Genomic DNA, 19,990 nt, shown 5'->3' with positions numbered 1-19,990 from the left:
TCAACGTTAAAAAACAAAGGGCAACATTACGTCCAGCTCAGAATCACCTTTCCTGATTGCCCCGACCGCATATCATCAAAACCTCGCTGAAAGTCATCTATATCGTAGCGATGGGTAATGATCGGGGTGAGATCCAGACCTGACTGTATCAGTGCGGCCATCTTGTACCAGGTTTCAAACATCTCCCGCCCGTAAATGCCCTTAATAAACAGCCCTTTAAAAATCACCTGATTCCAGTCGATGGCCATTTCACCGGGCGGAATGCCCAGTAAGGCGATACGGCCGCCGTGATTCATGACGTCAAGCAGGGTCCGAAAAGCAGGCGGTGCGCCCGACATTTCTAAGCCCACGTCAAAGCCCTCTCGCATATCGAGCGTATGCATGACCTCACGCAAGTCCTGTTTCGCCACATTGACCGCACAGGTCACGCCCATTTTACGGGCCAGTTCAAGGCGATAATCATTAATGTCTGTGATGACGACATTTCGTGCACCCACATGACGACATACCGCCGCCGCCATGATTCCAATCGGCCCTGCCCCAGAAATCAGAACGTCTTCTCCCACCAGATCGAAGGACAAAGCGGTATGAACTGCGTTGCCAAACGGGTCAAAAATCGACGCCAGTTCGTCTGATATATTGTCGGGAATTTTGAAGGCATTAAAGGCAGGGATCACCAGATATTCAGCAAAGCATCCCTGCCGGTTGACACCTACACCTTGCGTATTGCGGCATAAATGTGTCCGCCCTGCCCGGCAGTTACGGCAGTGCCCGCAGGTAATGTGACCTTCACCCGAAACGCGATCGCCAATCTGAAACCCTTTCACTTCCTGCCCCACAGCCACCACTTCGCCTACATATTCATGGCCAACAATCATGGGCACGGGGATCGTTTTACGGGACCAGTCATCCCAGTTGTAAATATGTACATCGGTGCCGCAGATCGCGGTTTTGCGGATTTTGATCAGCAAATCGTTGTGACCAGGCTCCGGAATGGGCGCATCGTTAACCATCCAGATACCCTGCTCTTTTTTCAGTTTCGCAAGTGCTTTCATGGTCTGTCCTCAGGCGATCACGCCAAGTTGCTTACCAATCCGCGTGAAAGCGGCCACAGCGGTATCGAGCTGCTGCTGGCTGTGCGCGGCTGAAATTTGTGTGCGAATACGTGCCTGACCTTTTGGCACTACCGGATAGAAAAATCCGGTCACATAAATCCCCTCCTGCTGAAGCAGATGTGCAAACGCCTGCGCTACGCTGGCTTCGCCCAGCATGACCGGAATGATGGCGTGATCGGCCCCCGCCAGCGTAAAGCCCGCTGCCGTCATTTTTTCGCGGAACAGGCGTGCGTTTTCCCAGAGGCGCTGACGCAGTCCGTCGCCTTCGCTTAACAGATCCAGAACGCGCAATGAGGCAGCCACGATTGCGGGTGCCAGTGAATTAGAGAACAGATAAGGTCTTGAACGCTGACGTAGCCATTCTATAACCTCGGCTTTGGCTGCCGTATAGCCACCGGAAGCCCCCCCCAGCGCCTTACCCAGGGTGCCGGTGATGATGTCTACCCGCCCCATGACATCACAATACTCATGCGTTCCCCGCCCTGCCTTTCCCACAAAACCCACCGCATGGGAATCATCGACCATGACCAGGGCTGAGTATTCGTCTGCCAAATCGCAAATGCCTTTCAGATTGGCAATTACGCCATCCATAGAGAAGACGCCATCGGTTGCAATCATGATGGTCTTTGCGCCGTTATCTTTGGCTTCCTGCAGGCGGGCACGTAACTCGGTCATGTCATTATTGGCGTAACGGTAGCGTTGTGCTTTACACAGACGCACACCATCAATAATCGACGCGTGATTAAGTGCGTCAGAAATGATGGCATCCTCAGCCCCCAGCAGTGTTTCAAATAATCCGCCATTCGCATCGAAGCAGGAGGAGTAAAGTATGGCGTCTTCCATACCCAGAAAATCAGCCAGTTTTCTTTCCAGTTGTTTGTGCTTATCCTGCGTGCCACAGATAAAGCGCACCGATGCCATCCCAAAACCGTGCGAATCCATTCCCTCTTTCGCGGCCTGAATCAAAGCAGGATGGTTAGCCAGCCCAAGGTAATTATTTGCACAGAAATTAATGACAGCGTGATGATGCCCAACGTCGATTTCAGCCTGCTGCGCGGAAGTGATAATACGTTCTTTTTTGAACAGCCCTTCTTGCTGGGCGATAGCCAGTTGCTGACGAATATGCTGATAAAAATGCGCTGACATTATTACACTCCTGAAAAGGTAGGACGGGGCAAATACGACTGAACATATCGCCTTTTAACGCCTAATCGACCAAAATAATGTGAATTATGTAGCACAGTTCACGTCACAGGCATTTTGGGTCCTGACCTTACGGAGTCATCTGGCTGTCTGTGGCGGGATGAAATGTTATGATGGTGACATTACGCGTGAGACGTCCCGTTTCACCACAAAACGTTAAAGGTAGCAATATGATTATCGTAACCGGTGGCGCAGGTATGATCGGCAGCAATATCGTTAAGACGCTGAACGATCGTGGCCATACAGATATTCTGGTCGTAGATAATCTGAAAGATGGCACCAAGTTCGTGAATCTTGCCGATCTGGACATCACAGATTACATGGATAAAGAAGAGTTCTTAACCTACATCATGTCGGGTGAAGATCTGGGTCCGATTGAAGCGGTGTTCCATGAAGGTGCCTGCTCAGCCACAACGGAGTGGGATGGTAAGTACATGATGGATAATAACTATCAGTACTCAAAAGACCTGCTGCACTTTTGCCTTGAGCGTGAAATCCCCTTTCTGTATGCCTCTTCGGCAGCCACCTATGGTGGACGCAATGAGAATTTCATCGAAGAGCGTCAGTACGAGCAGCCGTTAAACGTTTACGGCTACTCAAAAATGCTGTTTGACCACTATGTACGCCAGATTCTGCCAGAAGCAACGTCACCAGTCTGTGGTTTCCGTTACTTCAACGTTTACGGACCGCGCGAAGGCCACAAAGGCAGTATGGCGAGCGTTGCCTTCCATCTGAATACGCAGATCAGTAATGACGAAAATCCAAAACTGTTCGAGGGCAGCGACAGCTTTAAACGCGATTTTATTCATGTTGATGATGTTGTGTCAGTCAATCTGTGGTGCTGGGAGAACGGCATTTCCGGGATTTATAACTGCGGCACAGGCCGCGCCGAATCGTTCCAGGAAGTTGCGGACGCCGTGCTTAATTTCCATCAGAAAGGTGAAATTGAATACATTCCTTTCCCGGAAAAACTGAAAGGCCGTTATCAGGCTTATACCCAGGCTGATCTGACGAAACTGCGTGAGGCAGGCTACGACAAGCCTTTTAAAACAGTGGCACAGGGCGTGTCTGAATATATGGCCTGGTTAAACCGCAACGTCTAAGGAACGGATACCGGTAATGAAAATTCTGGTGATCGGCCCGTCGTGGGTCGGCGATATGATGATGTCGCAAAGTCTCTATCGTACGCTCAAGGCCGAACATCCTGATGCGGTGATTGATGTGATGGCACCTGAATGGTGCCGTCCTTTACTTTCCCGAATGCCTGAAGTGAATCAGGCGCTGGCCATGCCACTCGGCCATGGTGCGCTGGCGATAGGCGAGCGCCGCCGTTTGGGTAAATCACTGCGCGATCAGGGTTATGATCGCGCTTACGTGTTGCCCAACTCATTCAAATCGGCATTGGTGCCCTTTTTTGCGGGTATTCCTCGCCGCGTCGGCTGGCGCGGAGAAATGCGCTATGGTCTGTTGAATGATGTGCGGGTACTGGATAAGGCCGCGTTTCCTTTAATGGTAGAGCGTTATGTTGCGCTGGCCTATGACACGCCTTTCCGTTCAGCCCGTCAACTGCCACAACCCTTGCTGAAACCGCAGTTACAGGTCAGCGAAGCGGAAAAAAGCGTAATGGCTGCGCAGTTTCAACTTTCCTCTGAGCGCCCGGCTATTGGCTTTTGCCCCGGGGCCGAATTTGGTCCGGCAAAACGCTGGCCGCATTTTCACTACGCCGCACTGGCAGAACAGTTAATTCGCGAAGGGTTTCAGATCCTGCTGTTCGGTTCAGTAAAAGATGGCCCCACTGGCGAAGAAATCATCGCGTCGCTGCCCGAGAAAAGTCGTGAGCATTGCCGCAATCTGGCAGGTCAAACCCAGCTGGAACAGGCTGTCACTCTGCTGGCCCAGTGCCGGGCGGTAGTGAGCAATGATTCTGGTCTTATGCACATTGCCGCCGCGTTGAACCGCCCACTGGTGGCTTTATATGGTCCCAGTAGCCCGGACTTCACCCCGCCGCTGTCGGATCAGGCGCGTATCATCCGTTTAATCAGCGGTTACCATCGCGTCCGTAAAGGGGATGCTGAGCAGGGCTACCATCAAAGCCTGATTGACATCCAGCCTTCACAAGTCCATGAAACATTACGCAGTTTGTTGCGTGAAGCCCAGGAGAGTTCATGCACGTCCTGATTGTTAAAACCTCGTCAATGGGGGATGTGCTCCATACGTTACCTGCCCTGACTGATGCTATGCATGCCCTTCCCGGTATTCGTTTTGATTGGGTGGTAGAAGAAAATTTTGCCCAGATTCCTGCATGGCATCCCGCCGTTGATAAGGTTCTGCCCGTTGCAATCCGTCGCTGGCGTAAGCACTGGTTCGGCAGCGAGCAGCGTGAAGAACGTGTTCGATTTAAACGCGATTTACAGTCTCGCCACTATGATGTGGTGATTGATGCTCAGGGGCTGATTAAGAGTGCCGCACTCGTGACGCGTCTGGCTAAAGGTGTCAAGCACGGTCTGGACAGCCGCAGTGCGCGTGAACCCTTTGCCAGTTGGTGGTACGACAAAAAGCACGAGGTCAGTAAGCAGCAACACGCAGTAGAGAGGACCCGGGAACTGTTCGCGAAAAGCCTGGGTTATGAGAAGCCGCAAACGCAGGGAGACTATGCTATTGCTGGCCATTTCCGCAATGTGGCATTACAGGGTGAAAACGCTTATCTGGTCTTCCTGCATGCCACGACCCGTGATAACAAGCACTGGCCGGAATCCCACTGGCGCGAGTTAATTGAACGGCTCCAGCCGACAGGTTTGCGCGTAAAACTGCCCTGGGGCGCTGAGCATGAGCATCAGCGTGCGATCCGGCTGGCTGAGGGTTTTGAGCATGTAGAGGTATTGCCCAGGCTCACTCTTGAAGCGGTTGCTCAGCAGCTGGCAGGTGCGAAAGCTGTTGTCTCAGTAGACACAGGTTTGAGCCATATGGCAGCAGCACTGGACAGACCCAATATTACGTTATACGGTCCGACCGATCCCGGCTTGATTGGTGGTTACGGACAAAATCAGCATGTTTTGCGGCCTGCAGAGGGCAGCAAATTGGCAGATATTAGCGCTAAGGACGTGGCAGATATGGTTTTTGAGATTACCGCATGAAGAAACTTCATATCATTAATCTCGGCAAAATGGGTGGCGTTGAGCGTCTTTTCCTACAGTACATCAACGATTTTTCTGACGGGCGTGACGATGTTATTTGCATCAGTAACGAGATCGATGATGACATTCGCCGTCACATCCCTCAACAAAAAATCATCTTCGCCAATCGATGGTTAAATAACCTGAAAATAAAAGTCCCACAATTTCTTCGGAAATATTTGCTACAAAAGCGCGTAGAGTCGAGCGATGCCGATGTAATCGTCGTCTGGGATTTGATTCCGGGATTAAGCGCAAAACCTGAGCGGGCAAGTCTGGTTTATTACGATCATGGCTGCTCATGGCGATATCCTAAAAATAAAAAAACGCTGGGCTTTATGGCCATGCTGGATGGTGTCATTTCTGCTTCTTATGCCTCTAATCGCGTGATGCAGCTTCGTTTTAATCTGCCCTGTCCCCATCACGTAGTGATTAATCGCATCATGGTGCCTCAGGGAATCCATTCTGGCATCCGGACGCTAAATAACCCGATCCGTCTCGGCACTGCTGCTCGTCAGGTTAGCCTGAAGGGTATTAGCGTCGCGCTGTTAGCTTTAAAGGAATTACGCCAGCGCGGCCGGAATGTCGTACTGGAAATTGCGGGAAAAGGGCCCGATCATGATGCTTTTGTTGCACTCGCTAAACGTTTAGATATCAGCGAATTCGTTACTTTCAGCGGTTTTCAGCATGACATTGGTGCATTTTTCAATCGTATTGATATTTATCTTAGCACACCTGTCACTGAACCCTTTGGTCTTTCCTGTATGGAAGCACTCTATTTCGGCGTCCCCGTGATATTCCCGATGATCGATGGACAGCCTGAAGTGGTCAGGCATCAACAATGTGGCCTGGGGTTGATTCCTTCAGTAACGATTGATGAACATGAAAAATTAACAGAAATTCATGTGGATTTCCCTTATAAGATTTACGATCCTGTGCGGGATGTAATGCAAGACGCCAAACTGGTTTCTCATATTGATTGCGCCGATGCCGTTGACGTTTTATCTCAGCATGAAACCTATCAGCAATACAGTGACACAGCAAAAAACTGGACAGCAGAACATTTTGATTATGCGCTGTTTAAGACAGAATTTAACGATGCTTTAATGGACGTTATAAGAAAAAAATGAAAATGGACTCTTTGCTTTTTAAAAAAGAAGGCCCTGTCCGGTTTTTAAGCATGCTTATTTTTCTTGGATGCACTTTCGCCTTCATTACTTCGCCACTTGGTGGCTCTATTGGCAGAAACGTTTTTTATCTGACGAGTTATCTTTCTTTTTTAGCCGTCATTTTCAATCTCAAATTTTATGTCGCTAACAAACGCAACCTCATTCTGCCTGGTGCATTTTTTGCTGTCGGCTTTATCAGCATTCTCTGGACAGTTATGTATAAACAACCCGGAGATTTTATTAGTCTTTACCGGCAATACCAATCGACAGGACGATTACAGATTGCCGCCGCGTTTATTTTGCTGGTAACGCTTAATGAAAAAAAAGCCTTACAAAAACATACAGCCCTTGCTGCGCTCGTTTGTGGGCTGGTCGTGAACGGCTATGCGCTTTATCAGGGGGTTTATTTACATATTGAACGTGTAGAGCTTAACTTCGAGAGAGCAACTGTTGCCGCCTATATTATCACAGCTGTTAATTTGGTTTTCATCAAAGCGGTTTTGCTTTTAAAATCAAGATACAGAGTGCTGCTTTTCCTTGCGGCCTTTACCTTTAGCTATGCTGCGATCGTGCTGACCGGAACACGGGCCGCCATGCTTGCTTATCCTGTCCTGACCTTGATCATTGTGCTGATGAGTACCCACATCATCAGCCGCCGGCATAAAATCATTCTGTTCACGCTGGTCCCTGTGATGATTGCGCTAAGTGCAGCCATCTTCCATAACGTTATTGCTTTACGCATTCAGCAATTCAATGAAGATATTGCGCATATGCATGAGCAAACGGGTGAAAACTCAATTATTTCACGCTTAAGTATGCAAACCGTGGCATTTCGGACAGGCTCAGAAGCCATTTGGGGAGAGTCCGCTGAGCAAAGAGCGGAGGAAGCAAAAGCCATTGTGGCAAAAGAACCCGCCCTTTATGGCGCGCTTACTTATCTCACGGTTCACATGCATAACGAAGTAATGGAAACCTTTTCGATTAAAGGCATTCTGGGCGTGCTGGCGTTGATTGGCCTGTATTTCTGTTTATTATGTAATGCTTTGCTGCGTTATCGTAATCCAGCGTTGTTGGCCGTGACCATTTCGCTCATCACCTATGGTCTGAGCGACGTCATCTTTTTCAGTACTGAAGGCACATTGATCTATTGCCTGGCTGTCATCATGAGTATCTTACTCATAAAAACATCCGACGGATTACAGGAAACGGAATGAGTCAACACCGGGACTGGCTATTAAGCATCATCATCCCTCTATATAATAGTCAACAATATATTCATTCTTGCCTGACGTCGCTGTTCATTCAGGCAGGTGAGGATATCCAGGTCATCATTATCGATGATGGTTCGACAGATGACTCTGCGCTGCGTGTTAAAGAATTGCTGAGCACAAATCCACCCTGTTCAGTTGAATTTATCCAGCAAACTAATCAGGGCGTTTCTGCGGCCCGCAATGCAGGCCTTCAGGAAGCCAAAGGAAAATTCATTACCTTTCTGGATGCTGATGATTTGCTCAGCAGAAACTATCTCTCAATTATCCGGCCACTATTGTTAGCCGATGTGGATGACCTGATTGATTTTAATTATGCCCGATTTGAGCACAGTATTCCGGAAGCCACAGATGACGAACTGCCCCAACGCATCGCGTACGATTTTTCAGGTCAGGGGTTGAATTGCCTGAATTCACTCTTTACCCGATCCATGTGGCACCTGTGGAATCGCATTTACAGACGCACTTTGCTGGAAGGTGAGCGCTTTGAAGTAGGGAGACGTTACGAGGACGTGATGTTCACTCCCTTTCAATACCTGAAAACACAAAAAATCGCTCATCTTGAGAACACACTCTATTACTACCGTGATAATAACCACAGTATTACGCGGAATGTACGTAAGAGTGATATTCAGGATATGCTGTTCGCGATGAACAAAATGTGTACGATGGCGCAGTCAAATAATGAACTGCGCGATCTTGCGGCGGGCATGATCGTTAATTGCTTTAATGAAGTCAAAAGCATGTCGAAAAAAGTTTATGGCTTTTATCATTATGACAATCAGACTAAACACGCAATCAAGTCTGCAGCACGTCTTTGCAAGGGCAGTTGCAAAACAAAAAAATACATGCAAATGCGCTACCCGGAAGTCGACACGTTTTTTTCATGGCTTCGCTACAAAAGCCAATAGCGGGCCTTTAACGTTCCCCCGGTCATGACACCGGGGATTGTTTTTTCTTTAGGGCGTATTCAGTCAGCGTCATGCCCTGAGTGCGTACCTGAAGCCAGCTAAACAGCTGTTCCAAATCATCATACAGACGGTCTATATCAGCGTGGTTTTTGAAGGTCGGGCTCCCGTCTGGCATAAATTCAGACGAATGCAGCATGAACTCAACGTAATCATTGCCCTGCGCCAGGGTTTGTTCAACCACCTGTTTCATTTGTGCCAGATTTCCACCCACGGGCCTCAACCAGTTTACCCTTGGTCCTCTTGATTTACCCCGAACATTATCCCATGCTTTTTTTAGCGTATTTTTCAATGCACCATGCCGGTACTGAATGCTCATCGGTAATTCTAATAAGGTCGAGTCGCCAGGTTTCGAAATGTCGTTGATATCGACATAATAAGCCTGGTCAGGGAAACCACTGTAATCGGTCCCGCCCGTTCCCTGAGGTGCCCCCAACGAATTGCGCCAGTCAACACGTGGTGTGACGGAGCAGTCCACCAGATAACCACGCTCAATTAATGCACGTGCGTATATTTCATTAAAGGCCCAACGTCCGGCCCGATGACTGCGCATTTTTGTCTTAAAGGCGGTCTCAAGCAAATCCGTCATACGGGCGACTTTATCCCGCAGGATGTTGTCAGGATATTCAATCAGGTAAGGTTTATAACGCCAGTCATCTTCAGTCAGCGCATAATCAGGAGGACTATACCAGGCATGCAGATGCATACCGATTTCACCCTGACCTCGTGAAAGAAGGTCACGCCCGAATTCAACATAAGCCGGATCGCTAACCATTTCATAGTTGGTAAGCCAGGTAGGTTTGAACGCGTATTTTTCGCACAGAGACTGAAAACGTGGCAAAAACCGAACATTGTGCGTAGTGACATTGCCACTGCGATTGCGCCAGATATTATCGCCTTCAGTATCCAGGGTGATTAAAAACGCGGGTTTGTCCATAACTAATCCAACAAGCGGTAGAGATCATCCTGCTATGTTACGCAGGGCAACCGACGCAAGCAAAACTATAATTGTCCAAAGCACGATCTTTATCCGTGGTCATCCGCTAAGTGATATCCTAGAATAATGCGTTTAATCAGGATGTCTTCATCGTGAAAATACTGTAGAAGTATGGCGATGTTTTCATGATATTCAGTGAGATACCTCAGAACAGTCCGGTCCGTTTTTTGGTATCCCTTTTATGCCGGGAAATGTCAGCGTTGAGATCATGCATAAATTGTCGGCGTTGATGAGGTGGTAAGTTGTCCAAGCGTATTTTGATGATAATTGATGGGTTACCCGGCGGCGGCGCTGAAAAAGTGGTGCTGACGCTGGCTCAGGGTATGATCAATGAAGGACATCGCGTATCGCTTTTTTCACTGCGGGACGTTTGCGATTATGCCCTTCCGGCAGGGCTTGATTATCAGGTCATTCGCGACACATGTCGTCGCCCCTGGCGGAAGCTCACAGAAACAGCTCGCCGTGCCACTCTGCTGGACAATGCCGTCCGACTCAGCGAGGCCCGGGAGGGCAAATTTGATTTAGTGCTCTCACATCTTCATAAAACTGACCGCATTGTAAGCGCTTCGCGTGCACTTAACGCCCTTAAGACCTGGTACTGCATCCACGGCGTCTTTTCAGCCTCTTATCTGGCGCGCAAATCCGGCTTTTCGTTGTGGCTCAAACGTCAGAAAATCCGTCACGTCTATCGTAATCGCCAGGTGATAGCCGTTTCTCAGTATGCGCTTGATGATCTAATGACACGCGTTGGCGTGAAACCTTCCCGGGCCGGTGTGATTTTCAATCCTTTTGATTTTGATGAAATCAGACAACGCGCATCAGAACACTGCCCACTCGAAGGCACTGAATTTCTTCTACATGTCGGGCGCTTTCATGAAACTAAACGCCACGACCGTTTGCTGGATGCTTATGCGCAAAGTGGGATTCACGCACCTTTAGTTCTACTGGGTCAAGGCAACGAAGGGGCAAAAGAAAAATTATATCGTCTGGCTCAACAATTGGGTATTTCAGACCGCGTACAATTTGCAGGCTTTCAGTCGAATCCTTATCCCTGGCTACGGCATGCGCGAATGCTGATTTTGAGTTCGGACAGTGAAGGATTTGGCAATGTGCTGATTGAAGCCATGAGCTGTGGAACGCCGGTGGTCAGCACACGATGCCCCGGTGGACCTGCAAGTATTTTAACCGGCGATTTAGCACGCGGTCTTTCTGAAATGAATGCCGCCTCGCTGGCTGAAAAAATGCGTGACATCTACGCTAATCCGCCCGATTTGAACCAGGTGGACTTAAGCATCTATAGTCTTTCCACGATTTGTCACCAATATCTGCAGTTAGCAGAGACCTGAATCCTCGCGCTCGCCGTTACTTAACTTTCCTTGTGCTCGTTAGCCGTTCTGTCATCGCCTTAACAGATGACAGGAACGGCATGTTCGAGAGGGCTATGTCTTATTCAGGACGTCTGAAAAAAATCAGGCGACTCACTGAAGGTTGACTGCCTGTATTCTCCTTTTTGCGAGATCCCCTCGAGTTCTCGCCAGGCGTGGATAACGTATTCCGGGGTGAAATCATTGCTTTCACCAGAAGGTGACTGCAAAATTTTGTATTCACCTGACCACGGATGCCAGCCAAGGGCATCCGTATCACCAAAAAACACGACCTGTTTTTTGTGCAAACCCGCTGCGGTATGCATTTGACCGCCGTCACTACACAAAATCTGATCACAGCAATGAAAACCCGCCATCAGATCACGCACTGACCCTGTAGGATAGGCTGCTATTCGTGAAGAATTAACTAACTGCAAGAGCTTCTCAGCACGCGCGTTATCCCTCATATCCTCATGACCAAAACCGTTATAATTGAGCCTGTTCATCCTTTAAGAGGTAAAATTGCATAAGAAATAATTTCTGCTAATCATTTATTTGACTCTAAATGCACAAAAAGTTCTGAATACTTTCGTGCTAGCATGAGTAAAGTTCCGTCTCGATTTTATTAAAATGCATAATGCCGTGATACAGAATTCACCTTTATTGTCCATAATCACGCCGATGTTTAATGCTGGTGCCGGTTTTGAAAGGTTTATCCAGTCTTTACTGGCGCAGACGCTCACATCACTTGAAATCATCATCGTTGATGATGGTTCCACCGATGACTCCGGTAAACAGGCTGACAACTACGCGCAACGCTATCCTCACATTCGGGTCATTCACCAACCAAACGGTGGCGTATCCCGTGCGCGCAATGCTGGCCTGGCAGTGGCTCGCGGCAAGTACGTGACCTTTCCTGATGCTGATGACACCATGAAGCCCGACATGTACCAGACGCTGACAGACATGGCAGAAGCGGATAATCTGGATGTAGCGCAATGTAACGCTGAATGGTTTTTTCCGGCCGACAATGCGATTCAACCGCTAATACCGCTGGAGCGCCTTTCTGGCACGTCAGTTCTCAGCGGCCCAGAGTGGCTTAACAAGGCGCTGAAAACACATCGCTATAAGCATGTTGTCTGGCTGGGCATTTATCGCCGTGAACTGATTGAAAAAACAAAACTGGCGTTCGAACCCGGACTACACCACCAGGACATTCCGTGGACGACAGAACTTATGCTCAATGTGCAGCGCGTGCGCTACACCGACAGACAACTGTACCGTTATCATACGCATGACGCTTCAATCAGTAACCGCAAGCGCACCGGACAGGCCAATGTCGAATATCAGCGCCATTACCTGAAAATTGCCAGAATGCTGGAAGAGATTAATGCGCGCTACCGCGATAAAGTTAAAATATACCCGACGTTCCATTATCAGATAACGCATGAAGCCCTGAGCGTTTGTCACAGTATTCGACGTGAGCCCGATGAGGCTGCGCGTCAGGCGATGATTGCAGATGTGTTCGCGACCGGGACGCACAAACGTATGTTGCGCAATGCACGTGGTATTAAGCAGTGGTATCACCTGCTGCTGTGGCTGGGACGGATTTATTACTGGCGCAGGAAATAAGCGCCGTCACTTGCTTTAACCCCTAAAGGGTTTGCCCTACAATCAGCTCACTGAATTTTGAGAGCATTTGAGTATGACAAGCCCGATTCCAGTCCAGTTTGCACCGAAAAAAATACTGATAATCAAACTGCGTCATCATGGCGACATGCTGCTGACCACGCCTGTCATCAATGCTTTGCATCGGCATTACCCACAGGCCGTGATTGATGTTCTGCTCTATAAAGAAACCCGTCCTATGCTGGAAGCACATCCTGCCATCCGCCATCTGCATGTCATTGACCGCGGCTGGAAAAAGGAAGGTGGCTGGCAAAAATTCCGCCATGAAATGGCGCTGGTCGCTGCCGTCCGCAACTGTCAGTATGACCTGGTCATTAACCTTGCCGATCAGTGGCGCAGCGCCATTATCACCGGTTTATCTGGTGCACCAGTACGTATTGGCTTTGCCTTCACAAAACGTGACAAGGCCATCTGGCGCTGGTGCCACACGCATTTGGTTACCACTGAAAATCATGAGCAATTACACACAGTGGAACAAAATCTGTCCGCACTTTCTCCATTGACTATTCCAGCGGAAGGCATCGGTGCCTCAATGCATTTCAGCCCCGACGATGCGCAAAAAGTGCAGGACAAGCTCCGTCAGCAGCAGGTTGCCGGGGGCTATATTGTTTTACAGCCCACTTCACGCTGGCAGTTTAAATGCTGGGAAGAGGACAAGGTCGCGGCCACCATCGATCAGTTAGCCCAAGCCGACCGCAAAGTGATACTGACGGCAGGCCCCGATGCAAATGAACGGGAGATGGTCGAACGTATTCTGGCACAATGCCATTCCCCTCACGTTATCTCGTTTGCGGGTCAACTCTCTTTACCTCAGTTGGCGGCGCTTATCGCGGGCGCGCAACTCTTTATCGGTGTCGACTCCGCGCCCATGCATATGGCGGCGGCGCTGGATACACCCTGCATCGCCCTTTTCGGACCGACCAAGCTGCAGCACTGGCGTCCGTGGGGAGACAACAATCGGGTGATTTGGGCGGGCGACTATGGATCTCTGCCCCATCCGGATTCTATTGATACCCGGACCGATCAGCGTTATTTATCGGCCATCCCGGTTGAGGATGTCGTGAATGCCGCAAGGAGCTATCTGAATGCGTAAGTTACGTCTGGCCATTGTCCGGCAAAAATATCGTCCTGATGGCGGCGCAGAACGGTTTATCTCACGCGCGCTGGAAGCGCTGGGAAGTGGGCAACTGGATCTCAATATCATTACCCGCAGCTGGCAGGGCAAACCCAACCCAGACTGGCATCTGCACATCTGTAATCCAGGCAAACTGGGGCGGGTTTCACGCGAGCGAGGATTTGCACAGGCTGCGCGGGCCTGCTGGGAGCGGGAGAAGTTTGATATCGTACAAAGCCATGAGCGCATCGCAGGCTGTGATATTTTTCGGGCCGGCGATGGCGTTCACCGTGTCTGGCTTGAGCAACGTGCCCGCATTGTGTCACCACTACAGCGCCTGAGTGCCAGCCTGAGTCCTTACCATCGTTACGTTTTGCGGGCGGAAGCGGACATGTTCCAGTCTCCCTCACTGAAAGCGGTGATCTGCAATTCTGAGATGGTAAAACAAGACATTTTGCGCTGTTTTACGCTGCAGGCAGACAAAATACACGTTATCTACAATGCGATTGATGCCACGCGCTTTCAGCCTGCGACCGAGGCCACGCGCCATGCCATGCGAACCCAACTGAATCTGCCCACCAACGCGACAGTGCTGATTTACGTGGGATCGGGTTTTGAACGCAAAGGCCTGAAAGCGGCCATTGAAGCGCTGGCCAACAGTCATCGTTATCTGATTGTGGTAGGCCAGGACAAACAGGTAAAACGTTATCAGCAGTTGGCTAATCAACTGAACTGCCTTGACCGCTTGCGTTTTGTCGGCGTGCAGCAGGACGTACAGCCTTTCTATCATGCTGCCGATGGTTTGCTGCTGCCGACCTTATATGATCCCTTCCCCAACGTCGTACTGGAGGCGATGGCCTGTGGTTTACCGGTCATTACCAGCACCGGCTGTGGCGGCGCTGAGTTTATTCGCGAAGGCCAGGAAGGATTTGTTCGCGATGCGCTGGATATTAAAGGCCTGAACCAGGCGATAAACGCCCTGTCGAGTCTGACCGTCGACGCGCGAATGGGAGAAGCGGCGCGGCGCAGGGTTGAGCCATACAGCCCACAGCACCTGGCGCATTCCCTTACCTCCCTCTATGAGCAGGTGCTGCGTACCCAATCATGATGTGAGATGAGTGATCATGCTGTTTCTGATAATATGCAGTAATCTGACTTTAAACTGCTTTTTTGACGCCAACGTGTCATAACGGTAACTATGACGACCATTTACACCGCATTGCTCTATTTCATTCAGCCACTCATCTGGCTGCGCCTGTGGCTGCGCGGTCGTAAAGCCCCGGCCTATCGCAAACGCTGGGCAGAGCGTTATGGCTACTGCGCCGGAAAAGTGAAGCCGGACGGCATTGTCCTGCATTCGGTTTCTGTGGGGGAAACGCTGGCGGCGGTGCCGTTGGTACGCGCGCTGCGTCATCGCTATCCTACCCTGCCCATTACCGTGACCACCATGACGCCAACCGGTTCGGAGCGCGCGCAGTCCGCTTTTGGCAAAGATGTACACCATGTCTATTTGCCTTACGACTTACCCGGCGCCATTAATCGTTTTCTTGATACGGTGAATCCACGTTTGGTCATCATTATGGAAACGGAGCTGTGGCCTAATATCATCCGTATTCTGCATCAGCGCCATATTCCGCTGGTGATCGCCAATGCTCGCCTGTCAGAACGCTCAGCCAAAGGCTATCGCAAGCTGGGCAAGTTTATGCGCAATCTCCTGCAGAGCATCACGCTGATCGCTGCGCAAAATGCCGAGGATGGTGAGCGTTTTATCCAGCTTGGGCTGAAACGCTCTCACCTGTCGATCACCGGCAGCCTGAAATTCGATATTTCAGTTACTCCCGAGCTGGCGGCACGCGCCGTCACGCTGCGTCGCCAATGGGCTCCGCGCCGTCCGGTCTGGATCGCGACCAGTACACATGAAGGTGAAGAAGCGATTCTGTTGGATACGCATCGCCGTTTACTGGAGACCTTTCCCGATCTGCTGCTGATTTTGGTACCACGCCATCCTGAGCGCTTCAACGATGCGCGCGAACTCACTCAAAAACGTCACTTCAGCTTTACCTTACGCAGTAGCGGAGAGATCCCCTCCAGTTCAACACAGGTTGTCATTGGTGACTCAATGGGCGAACTGATGCTGCTCTACGGTATAGCCGACCTGGCTTTCGTAGGAGGCAGCCTGGTTGAGCGTGGCGGTCATAATCCGCTGGAACCGGCAGCCCATGCTATCCCGGTACTGATGGGCCCGCATACCTGGAACTTCAAAGATATTTGCAGCAAACTGCAGGAGGCACAGGGATTGATCACTGTGACTGACGCGGCGTCGCTGGAAAAAGAAGTGACGAATTTGCTACAGGATGACGACTATCGTCGTTATTACGGTCGCCACGCCGTCGAGGTGCTGCACCAAAATCAGGGTGCGCTGCAGCGCCTGCTACAGTTACTTGAACCTCATTTACCGCCACGGGCTCATTGATGACCGCTACGCGCCAACGCCTTTCAGTGGTGATGATTGCCAAAAATGAAGCCGCCTTGCTGCCTGACTGTCTTGCGTCAGTCAGCTGGGCCGATGAAATTATCGTGCTGGATTCCGGAAGTACCGATGGCACCCTCTCGCTGGCTCAACAGGCCGGCGCACAGGTTTTTCAGGCAACGGAATGGCAGGGTTATGGAAAACAACGCCAGCGGGCGCAAAGTTTTGCCAGTGGCGATATGATTTTGATGATCGATGCCGACGAGCGCGTGACGCCAGAATTGCGTCAGGCGATTGAACAGGTTCTGGAAGCGCCGCCGGGGCCAACCGTTTACAGCCTCAGTCGTAGCAACCTGTTCCTGGGCCGTTTTATGCGTCACAGCGGCTGGTATCCTGACAGAGTGATGCGTCTGTATCCGCGTACACTGGGTTATAACGATAATCAGGTCCATGAGTCACTCAAAACCGAAGGTGCGCCCGTTAAGGTACTGAAAGGGGATTTACAGCATCTGACCTGCCGTGACCTGATGGTTTTCCAGCGAAAACAACTGGCTTATGCTGAAGCCTGGGCGCAGGAAAGATTCCAGCGTGGAAAAACGTGCAGCCTGTTTTCTGTCTTCAGTCATACAGCGGGTGCCTTTGTAAAAACGCTGCTGCTGCGTGCCGGATTCCTTGATGGCAAACAGGGCTGGCTACTGGCAGTCGTTAATGCCCAGTACACATTCAATAAATATGCAGCGCTTTGGGCGCTAAATAAGACTTCGGCGGAAGGGCGCACATGACGACAAAAGCGATTTATCCTGGCACCTTCGATCCCATTACCCTGGGCCATATTGATATCGTCACTCGTGCAGCACAGATGTTTGATCGGCTTGTTGTGGCGATTGCCGCCAGCCCGAGTAAAAAACCGCTGTTTACGCTGGACGAAAGAGTGGCGCTGGCGCAACAGGCCACTGCACATCTGCCCAATGTCGACGTGGTCGGTTTTAGCGATCTGATGGCAAACTTCGCCCGGGCGCAGCAGGCAAATGTGCTGGTTCGTGGATTACGTGCCGTGTCCGATTTTGAATATGAAATGCAGCTCGCGCGTATGAACCGACACCTGTTGCCAACGCTGGAAAGCGTATTTTTAATGCCTTCAGAAGGCTTTTCTTTTATCTCATCGTCACTGGTCAAAGAAGTGGCGCGGCATGGTGGCGATGTCTCTGCCTTCCTGTCCGCACCTGTCCATCAGGCCTTACTCGCAAAGCTGCCTTAATGCTGGCAGTTGGGGCACCAGTAGGTGCTGCGCTGCCCGTGCTTCCCACTCACAATCGGCGTGCCGCATGCCCTGCAGGGTTCGCCAGCCCGGCCGTAAACCTGTAACTCCTGAGCAAAATAGCCTGGCTTGCCATCGCTTTGTAAAAAGTCACGCAATGTCGTTCCACCCTGCTCGATAGAGCGGAGCAGTACCGCTTTAATAGTGTTAGCCAAAAACGCCGCTTCATCGTGAGACAGGCTCATCGCTGCTCGATCAGGCAGGATCCCTGCTGTAAACAGTGACTCGCTCGCATAAATATTGCCCACGCCCACCACGACTTTATTGTCCATCAACCACTGCTTGATCACTGTTCGCTTACCGCGGGATTTTTCAAACAAATAGTCGCCACTGAATATTTCACTCAGTGGTTCTGGACCTAAATGGGCAAGTACGCTGCTTCCGTCCAGATCGCTGCTCCACAACCAGGCACCAAAACGTCGGGGATCGGTGTAGCGCAGGACCTTCCCGTTGCTCATCACCAGGTCAACATGATCGTGTTTGGCGGCAGGCAATTCTTCGGGCAGAACGCGCAGACTGCCAGACATACCAAGATGGATAATGATCCAGCCGTGTGGCAGCTCAAGCAAAAGGTATTTAGCGCGCCGCTGAACACTCAGTACTGGCTGATCGCTTAATGCGAGGATTTCATTGGATACCGGCCAACGCAAGCGTGCGTTGCGAACGACGGCGTGAAGAATTGTTTGACCAACCAGATGTGGCTCAATGCCGCGTCGGCTGGTTTCTACCTCTGGCAACTCTGGCATAACCTCTCCCCTGCGCATTACACAAACAAAAAACCCGGCCGGAGCCGGGTTTTTAGCAGAACACCAAAATTATTTAATTTTGGCTTCTTTGTAGATCACATGCTGACGTACAACCGGATCGAACTTTTTCAGTTCAAGTTTTTCTGGTTTAGTACGTTTGTTCTTCGTGGTGGTATAGAAGTGACCTGTACCAGCAGAGGAAACCAGCTTGATCTTCTCACGAATACCTTTAGCCATGATTCAGTTCCTTAGTACTCTTAGTACTTCTCACCACGGGCACGCATGTCGGCTAACACCGTATCAATGCCCTTTTTATCAATAATACGCATACCTTTTACAGATACACGCAGAGTAACGAAGCGCTTCTCGCTCTCAACCCAAAAACGGTGTGAGTGCAGGTTCGGAAGGAAACGGCGTTTCGTCGCGTTCATTGCGTGGGAACGGTTGTTACCGGTCACCGGACGCTTTCCAGTTACCTGGCAGACTCGTGACATGTCTATTCTCCAAAAATCAAATCAGCTCGAGCTTTAAAAATTAGGTTTTGGCCGCCTCGTCAGGCTTGCAGCCCGCCAGGCGAGTTCCATGGAACCCGCTAAGCTGGCCTAACCGCCAAACCCGAGATTCTCAAAGGTGGCGTAGTATACGCCGCTCGGCCCAAGTGCTCAAGTCCCGAACAGATAAAGATCCCGAATGATCGTGTAAAAAGCCGCCACCTGGACCAGATTTTCAGGCTCAGAGCCATCCGCGTTCGACAAATGAGACAGATTGACCGTGTCCAATCACCAGATGATCAAGCAACCGGATATTCAATAAGCGACAAGCTTCGCAGATTTTTAGTGTAATGTCGCGGTCAGCCTGGCTGGGTTCAGCAATTCCTGACGGATGGTTATGCGCTACGATGAGCGCAGCCGCGTTGATTTTCAGGGCTTCACGCACAATTTCACGAGGATGGACTTCGACGCTGTTGATGGATCCGGAAAACATTTCTCTGGCCATTAATACCCGATGTTGATTATCCAAAAACAGCACGACAAACACCTCACGCTCCTGCCTGGCCAATAATGTCTGCAGGTACTGACGCGTCGCTGCGGGACTGTCAATTGTGCTCTCACGCGCCAGCTGGCTGGCGAAAAACCGTTTGGCCAGTTCTGCCACTGCGCGCATCTGAATCAACTTGATTTCGCCAGCGCCTTTAATGCCCTTAAAGTCTGCAGCCGTCGCATTAACGATATTATAAAGCGACCCCAGCTCCTGCAGCATCTGCTGCGCCAGCATCATGACAGGAACGCCTTTTGAACCTGTTCGTAAGAAAATCGCTAACAGCTCTACGTCACTTAACGCATCCGCACCCCATTGCTGAAGTTTTTCTCGTGGTGGCAAATTTTTCATTGCTGCTCTC

Annotated in this window: 21 protein-coding genes; 13 read left to right on the top strand and 8 right to left on the bottom strand. The window is 50.4% G+C overall.

Going from position 1 to position 19,990, the window contains the following annotated elements:
• Positions 1-26: 26 nt before the first annotated feature.
• Positions 27-1,055, bottom strand: coding sequence for an L-threonine 3-dehydrogenase (gene tdh / locus GC090_RS00745; protein ID WP_058709102.1), 1,029 nt, complete (start codon positions 1,053-1,055; stop codon positions 27-29).
• A 9-nt stretch (positions 1,056-1,064) separates the two neighbouring features.
• Complete coding sequence (locus GC090_RS00740) at positions 1,065-2,261, bottom strand: glycine C-acetyltransferase (RefSeq protein ID WP_110268854.1); 1,197 nt, start codon at positions 2,259-2,261, stop codon at positions 1,065-1,067.
• A gap of 227 nt (positions 2,262-2,488) precedes the next feature.
• Here GC090_RS00740 and rfaD point away from each other — a divergent pair, with 227 nt between their 5' ends.
• Genes rfaD through GC090_RS00710 form a run of 6 tightly spaced genes read left to right on the top strand, consistent with a single transcriptional unit; the run spans position 2,489 to position 8,836 of the window.
• Positions 2,489-3,421 (top strand): ADP-glyceromanno-heptose 6-epimerase, encoded by a 933-nt coding sequence (rfaD, locus tag GC090_RS00735; RefSeq protein ID WP_033738074.1) that lies wholly within the window; start codon positions 2,489-2,491, stop codon positions 3,419-3,421.
• Positions 3,422-3,437: 16 nt separating this feature from the next.
• Complete coding sequence (rfaF, locus tag GC090_RS00730) at positions 3,438-4,496, top strand: ADP-heptose--LPS heptosyltransferase RfaF (RefSeq protein WP_054632876.1); 1,059 nt, start codon at positions 3,438-3,440, stop codon at positions 4,494-4,496.
• On the top strand, positions 4,484-5,452 hold the full coding sequence (rfaC, locus tag GC090_RS00725; protein WP_054632875.1) for a lipopolysaccharide heptosyltransferase RfaC: 969 nt from the start codon (positions 4,484-4,486) through the stop codon (positions 5,450-5,452). The genes rfaF and rfaC overlap by 13 nt, the downstream gene beginning before the upstream one ends.
• A complete protein-coding gene (locus GC090_RS00720; RefSeq protein WP_324020683.1) occupies positions 5,449-6,618 on the top strand; it encodes a glycosyltransferase in 1,170 nt (389 codons plus the stop codon). Before rfaC ends, GC090_RS00720 begins: the two co-directional genes overlap by 4 nt.
• Positions 6,615-7,871, top strand: coding sequence for an O-antigen ligase family protein (locus tag GC090_RS00715; protein WP_262959650.1), 1,257 nt, complete (start codon positions 6,615-6,617; stop codon positions 7,869-7,871). Before GC090_RS00720 ends, GC090_RS00715 begins: the two co-directional genes overlap by 4 nt.
• Positions 7,868-8,836 (top strand): glycosyltransferase family 2 protein, encoded by a 969-nt coding sequence (locus GC090_RS00710; RefSeq protein ID WP_033738069.1) that lies wholly within the window; start codon positions 7,868-7,870, stop codon positions 8,834-8,836. The genes GC090_RS00715 and GC090_RS00710 overlap by 4 nt, the downstream gene beginning before the upstream one ends.
• Before the next feature lie 22 nt (positions 8,837-8,858).
• Here GC090_RS00710 and GC090_RS00705 read toward each other — a convergent pair whose 3' ends face one another.
• A complete protein-coding gene (locus GC090_RS00705; protein WP_324020682.1) occupies positions 8,859-9,830 on the bottom strand; it encodes a polysaccharide deacetylase family protein in 972 nt (323 codons plus the stop codon).
• Positions 9,831-10,150: 320 nt separating this feature from the next.
• Between GC090_RS00705 and GC090_RS00700 the strand changes: the two genes are divergently transcribed.
• Positions 10,151-11,236, top strand: a complete 1,086-nt coding sequence (locus GC090_RS00700) for a glycosyltransferase (RefSeq protein ID WP_324021502.1) — start codon at positions 10,151-10,153, stop codon at positions 11,234-11,236.
• 104 nt (positions 11,237-11,340) lie between these two features.
• On the opposite strand, the gene GC090_RS00695 is transcribed toward GC090_RS00700, so the two are convergent.
• Positions 11,341-11,721 carry a glycosyltransferase family 9 protein gene (locus tag GC090_RS00695; protein WP_416381863.1) on the bottom strand — a complete coding sequence of 127 codons (381 nt, stop codon included), beginning with the start codon at positions 11,719-11,721 and terminating at the stop codon, positions 11,341-11,343.
• 214 nt (positions 11,722-11,935) lie between these two features.
• Between GC090_RS00695 and GC090_RS00690 the strand changes: the two genes are divergently transcribed.
• The 6 genes from GC090_RS00690 to coaD all read left to right on the top strand — a co-directional run bounded on the left by GC090_RS00690 (position 11,936) and on the right by coaD (position 17,785).
• Positions 11,936-12,886, top strand: coding sequence for a glycosyltransferase (locus GC090_RS00690; protein WP_324020681.1), 951 nt, complete (start codon positions 11,936-11,938; stop codon positions 12,884-12,886).
• 73 nt (positions 12,887-12,959) lie between these two features.
• Positions 12,960-14,036, top strand: a complete 1,077-nt coding sequence (gene rfaQ / locus GC090_RS00685) for a putative lipopolysaccharide heptosyltransferase III (protein WP_033738063.1) — start codon at positions 12,960-12,962, stop codon at positions 14,034-14,036.
• Positions 14,029-15,165, top strand: a complete 1,137-nt coding sequence (locus GC090_RS00680; protein WP_324020680.1) for a glycosyltransferase family 4 protein — start codon at positions 14,029-14,031, stop codon at positions 15,163-15,165. Before rfaQ ends, GC090_RS00680 begins: the two co-directional genes overlap by 8 nt.
• Before the next feature lie 90 nt (positions 15,166-15,255).
• Positions 15,256-16,530, top strand: a complete 1,275-nt coding sequence (gene waaA, locus GC090_RS00675; protein WP_039342468.1) for a lipid IV(A) 3-deoxy-D-manno-octulosonic acid transferase — start codon at positions 15,256-15,258, stop codon at positions 16,528-16,530.
• A complete protein-coding gene (locus tag GC090_RS00670) occupies positions 16,530-17,309 on the top strand; it encodes a glycosyltransferase family 2 protein (RefSeq protein ID WP_054632867.1) in 780 nt (259 codons plus the stop codon). Before waaA ends, GC090_RS00670 begins: the two co-directional genes overlap by 1 nt.
• Entirely contained in the window at positions 17,306-17,785 is a 480-nt protein-coding gene (gene coaD / locus GC090_RS00665) for a pantetheine-phosphate adenylyltransferase (RefSeq protein WP_006121252.1), read from the top strand. Before GC090_RS00670 ends, coaD begins: the two co-directional genes overlap by 4 nt.
• Here the strand turns inward: coaD and mutM are convergent.
• The 4 genes from mutM to radC form a co-directional block, all read right to left on the bottom strand.
• Positions 17,782-18,591 carry a bifunctional DNA-formamidopyrimidine glycosylase/DNA-(apurinic or apyrimidinic site) lyase gene (gene mutM / locus GC090_RS00660; RefSeq protein ID WP_033738058.1) on the bottom strand — a complete coding sequence of 270 codons (810 nt, stop codon included), beginning with the start codon at positions 18,589-18,591 and terminating at the stop codon, positions 17,782-17,784. The two genes, coaD and mutM, sit on opposite strands and share 4 nt — an antisense overlap.
• Positions 18,592-18,660: 69 nt before the next feature.
• On the bottom strand, positions 18,661-18,828 hold the full coding sequence (rpmG, locus tag GC090_RS00655) for a 50S ribosomal protein L33 (RefSeq protein ID WP_001051798.1): 168 nt from the start codon (positions 18,826-18,828) through the stop codon (positions 18,661-18,663).
• Positions 18,829-18,848: 20 nt separating this feature from the next.
• Positions 18,849-19,085 carry a 50S ribosomal protein L28 gene (rpmB, locus tag GC090_RS00650; protein WP_006121249.1) on the bottom strand — a complete coding sequence of 79 codons (237 nt, stop codon included), beginning with the start codon at positions 19,083-19,085 and terminating at the stop codon, positions 18,849-18,851.
• 238 nt (positions 19,086-19,323) lie between these two features.
• Entirely contained in the window at positions 19,324-19,980 is a 657-nt protein-coding gene (gene radC, locus GC090_RS00645; RefSeq protein ID WP_033738055.1) for a RadC family protein, read from the bottom strand.
• Positions 19,981-19,990 lie beyond the last annotated feature (10 nt).

This window comes from Pantoea sp. JZ29, from assembly GCF_035190385.1.
GTDB classification, from domain to species: domain Bacteria; phylum Pseudomonadota; class Gammaproteobacteria; order Enterobacterales; family Enterobacteriaceae; genus Pantoea; species Pantoea stewartii.
This window is presented reverse-complemented; position numbering and strand designations above follow the sequence as displayed.

Coding starts and splice junctions, on each gene's coding strand:
- waaA (WP_039342468.1), top strand. CDS start 15,256: ATGACGACCATTTACACCGCATTGCTCTATTTCATTCAGCCACTCATC.
- GC090_RS00670 (WP_054632867.1), top strand. CDS start 16,530: ATGACCGCTACGCGCCAACGCCTTTCAGTGGTGATGATTGCCAAAAAT.
- GC090_RS00720 (WP_324020683.1), top strand. CDS start 5,449: ATGAAGAAACTTCATATCATTAATCTCGGCAAAATGGGTGGCGTTGAG.
- coaD (WP_006121252.1), top strand. CDS start 17,306: ATGACGACAAAAGCGATTTATCCTGGCACCTTCGATCCCATTACCCTG.
- radC (WP_033738055.1), bottom strand. CDS start 19,980: ATGAAAAATTTGCCACCACGAGAAAAACTTCAGCAATGGGGTGCGGAT.
- GC090_RS00715 (WP_262959650.1), top strand. CDS start 6,615: ATGAAAATGGACTCTTTGCTTTTTAAAAAAGAAGGCCCTGTCCGGTTT.
- rfaD (WP_033738074.1), top strand. CDS start 2,489: ATGATTATCGTAACCGGTGGCGCAGGTATGATCGGCAGCAATATCGTT.
- GC090_RS00690 (WP_324020681.1), top strand. CDS start 11,936: ATGTTTAATGCTGGTGCCGGTTTTGAAAGGTTTATCCAGTCTTTACTG.
- tdh (WP_058709102.1), bottom strand. CDS start 1,055: ATGAAAGCACTTGCGAAACTGAAAAAAGAGCAGGGTATCTGGATGGTT.
- rfaF (WP_054632876.1), top strand. CDS start 3,438: ATGAAAATTCTGGTGATCGGCCCGTCGTGGGTCGGCGATATGATGATG.
- rfaQ (WP_033738063.1), top strand. CDS start 12,960: ATGACAAGCCCGATTCCAGTCCAGTTTGCACCGAAAAAAATACTGATA.
- mutM (WP_033738058.1), bottom strand. CDS start 18,591: ATGCCAGAGTTGCCAGAGGTAGAAACCAGCCGACGCGGCATTGAGCCA.
- rpmB (WP_006121249.1), bottom strand. CDS start 19,085: ATGTCACGAGTCTGCCAGGTAACTGGAAAGCGTCCGGTGACCGGTAAC.
- GC090_RS00740 (WP_110268854.1), bottom strand. CDS start 2,261: ATGTCAGCGCATTTTTATCAGCATATTCGTCAGCAACTGGCTATCGCC.
- GC090_RS00705 (WP_324020682.1), bottom strand. CDS start 9,830: ATGGACAAACCCGCGTTTTTAATCACCCTGGATACTGAAGGCGATAAT.
- GC090_RS00700 (WP_324021502.1), top strand. CDS start 10,151: ATGATAATTGATGGGTTACCCGGCGGCGGCGCTGAAAAAGTGGTGCTG.
- rfaC (WP_054632875.1), top strand. CDS start 4,484: ATGCACGTCCTGATTGTTAAAACCTCGTCAATGGGGGATGTGCTCCAT.
- GC090_RS00680 (WP_324020680.1), top strand. CDS start 14,029: ATGCGTAAGTTACGTCTGGCCATTGTCCGGCAAAAATATCGTCCTGAT.
- GC090_RS00710 (WP_033738069.1), top strand. CDS start 7,868: ATGAGTCAACACCGGGACTGGCTATTAAGCATCATCATCCCTCTATAT.
- GC090_RS00695 (WP_416381863.1), bottom strand. CDS start 11,721: ATGAGGGATAACGCGCGTGCTGAGAAGCTCTTGCAGTTAGTTAATTCT.
- rpmG (WP_001051798.1), bottom strand. CDS start 18,828: ATGGCTAAAGGTATTCGTGAGAAGATCAAGCTGGTTTCCTCTGCTGGT.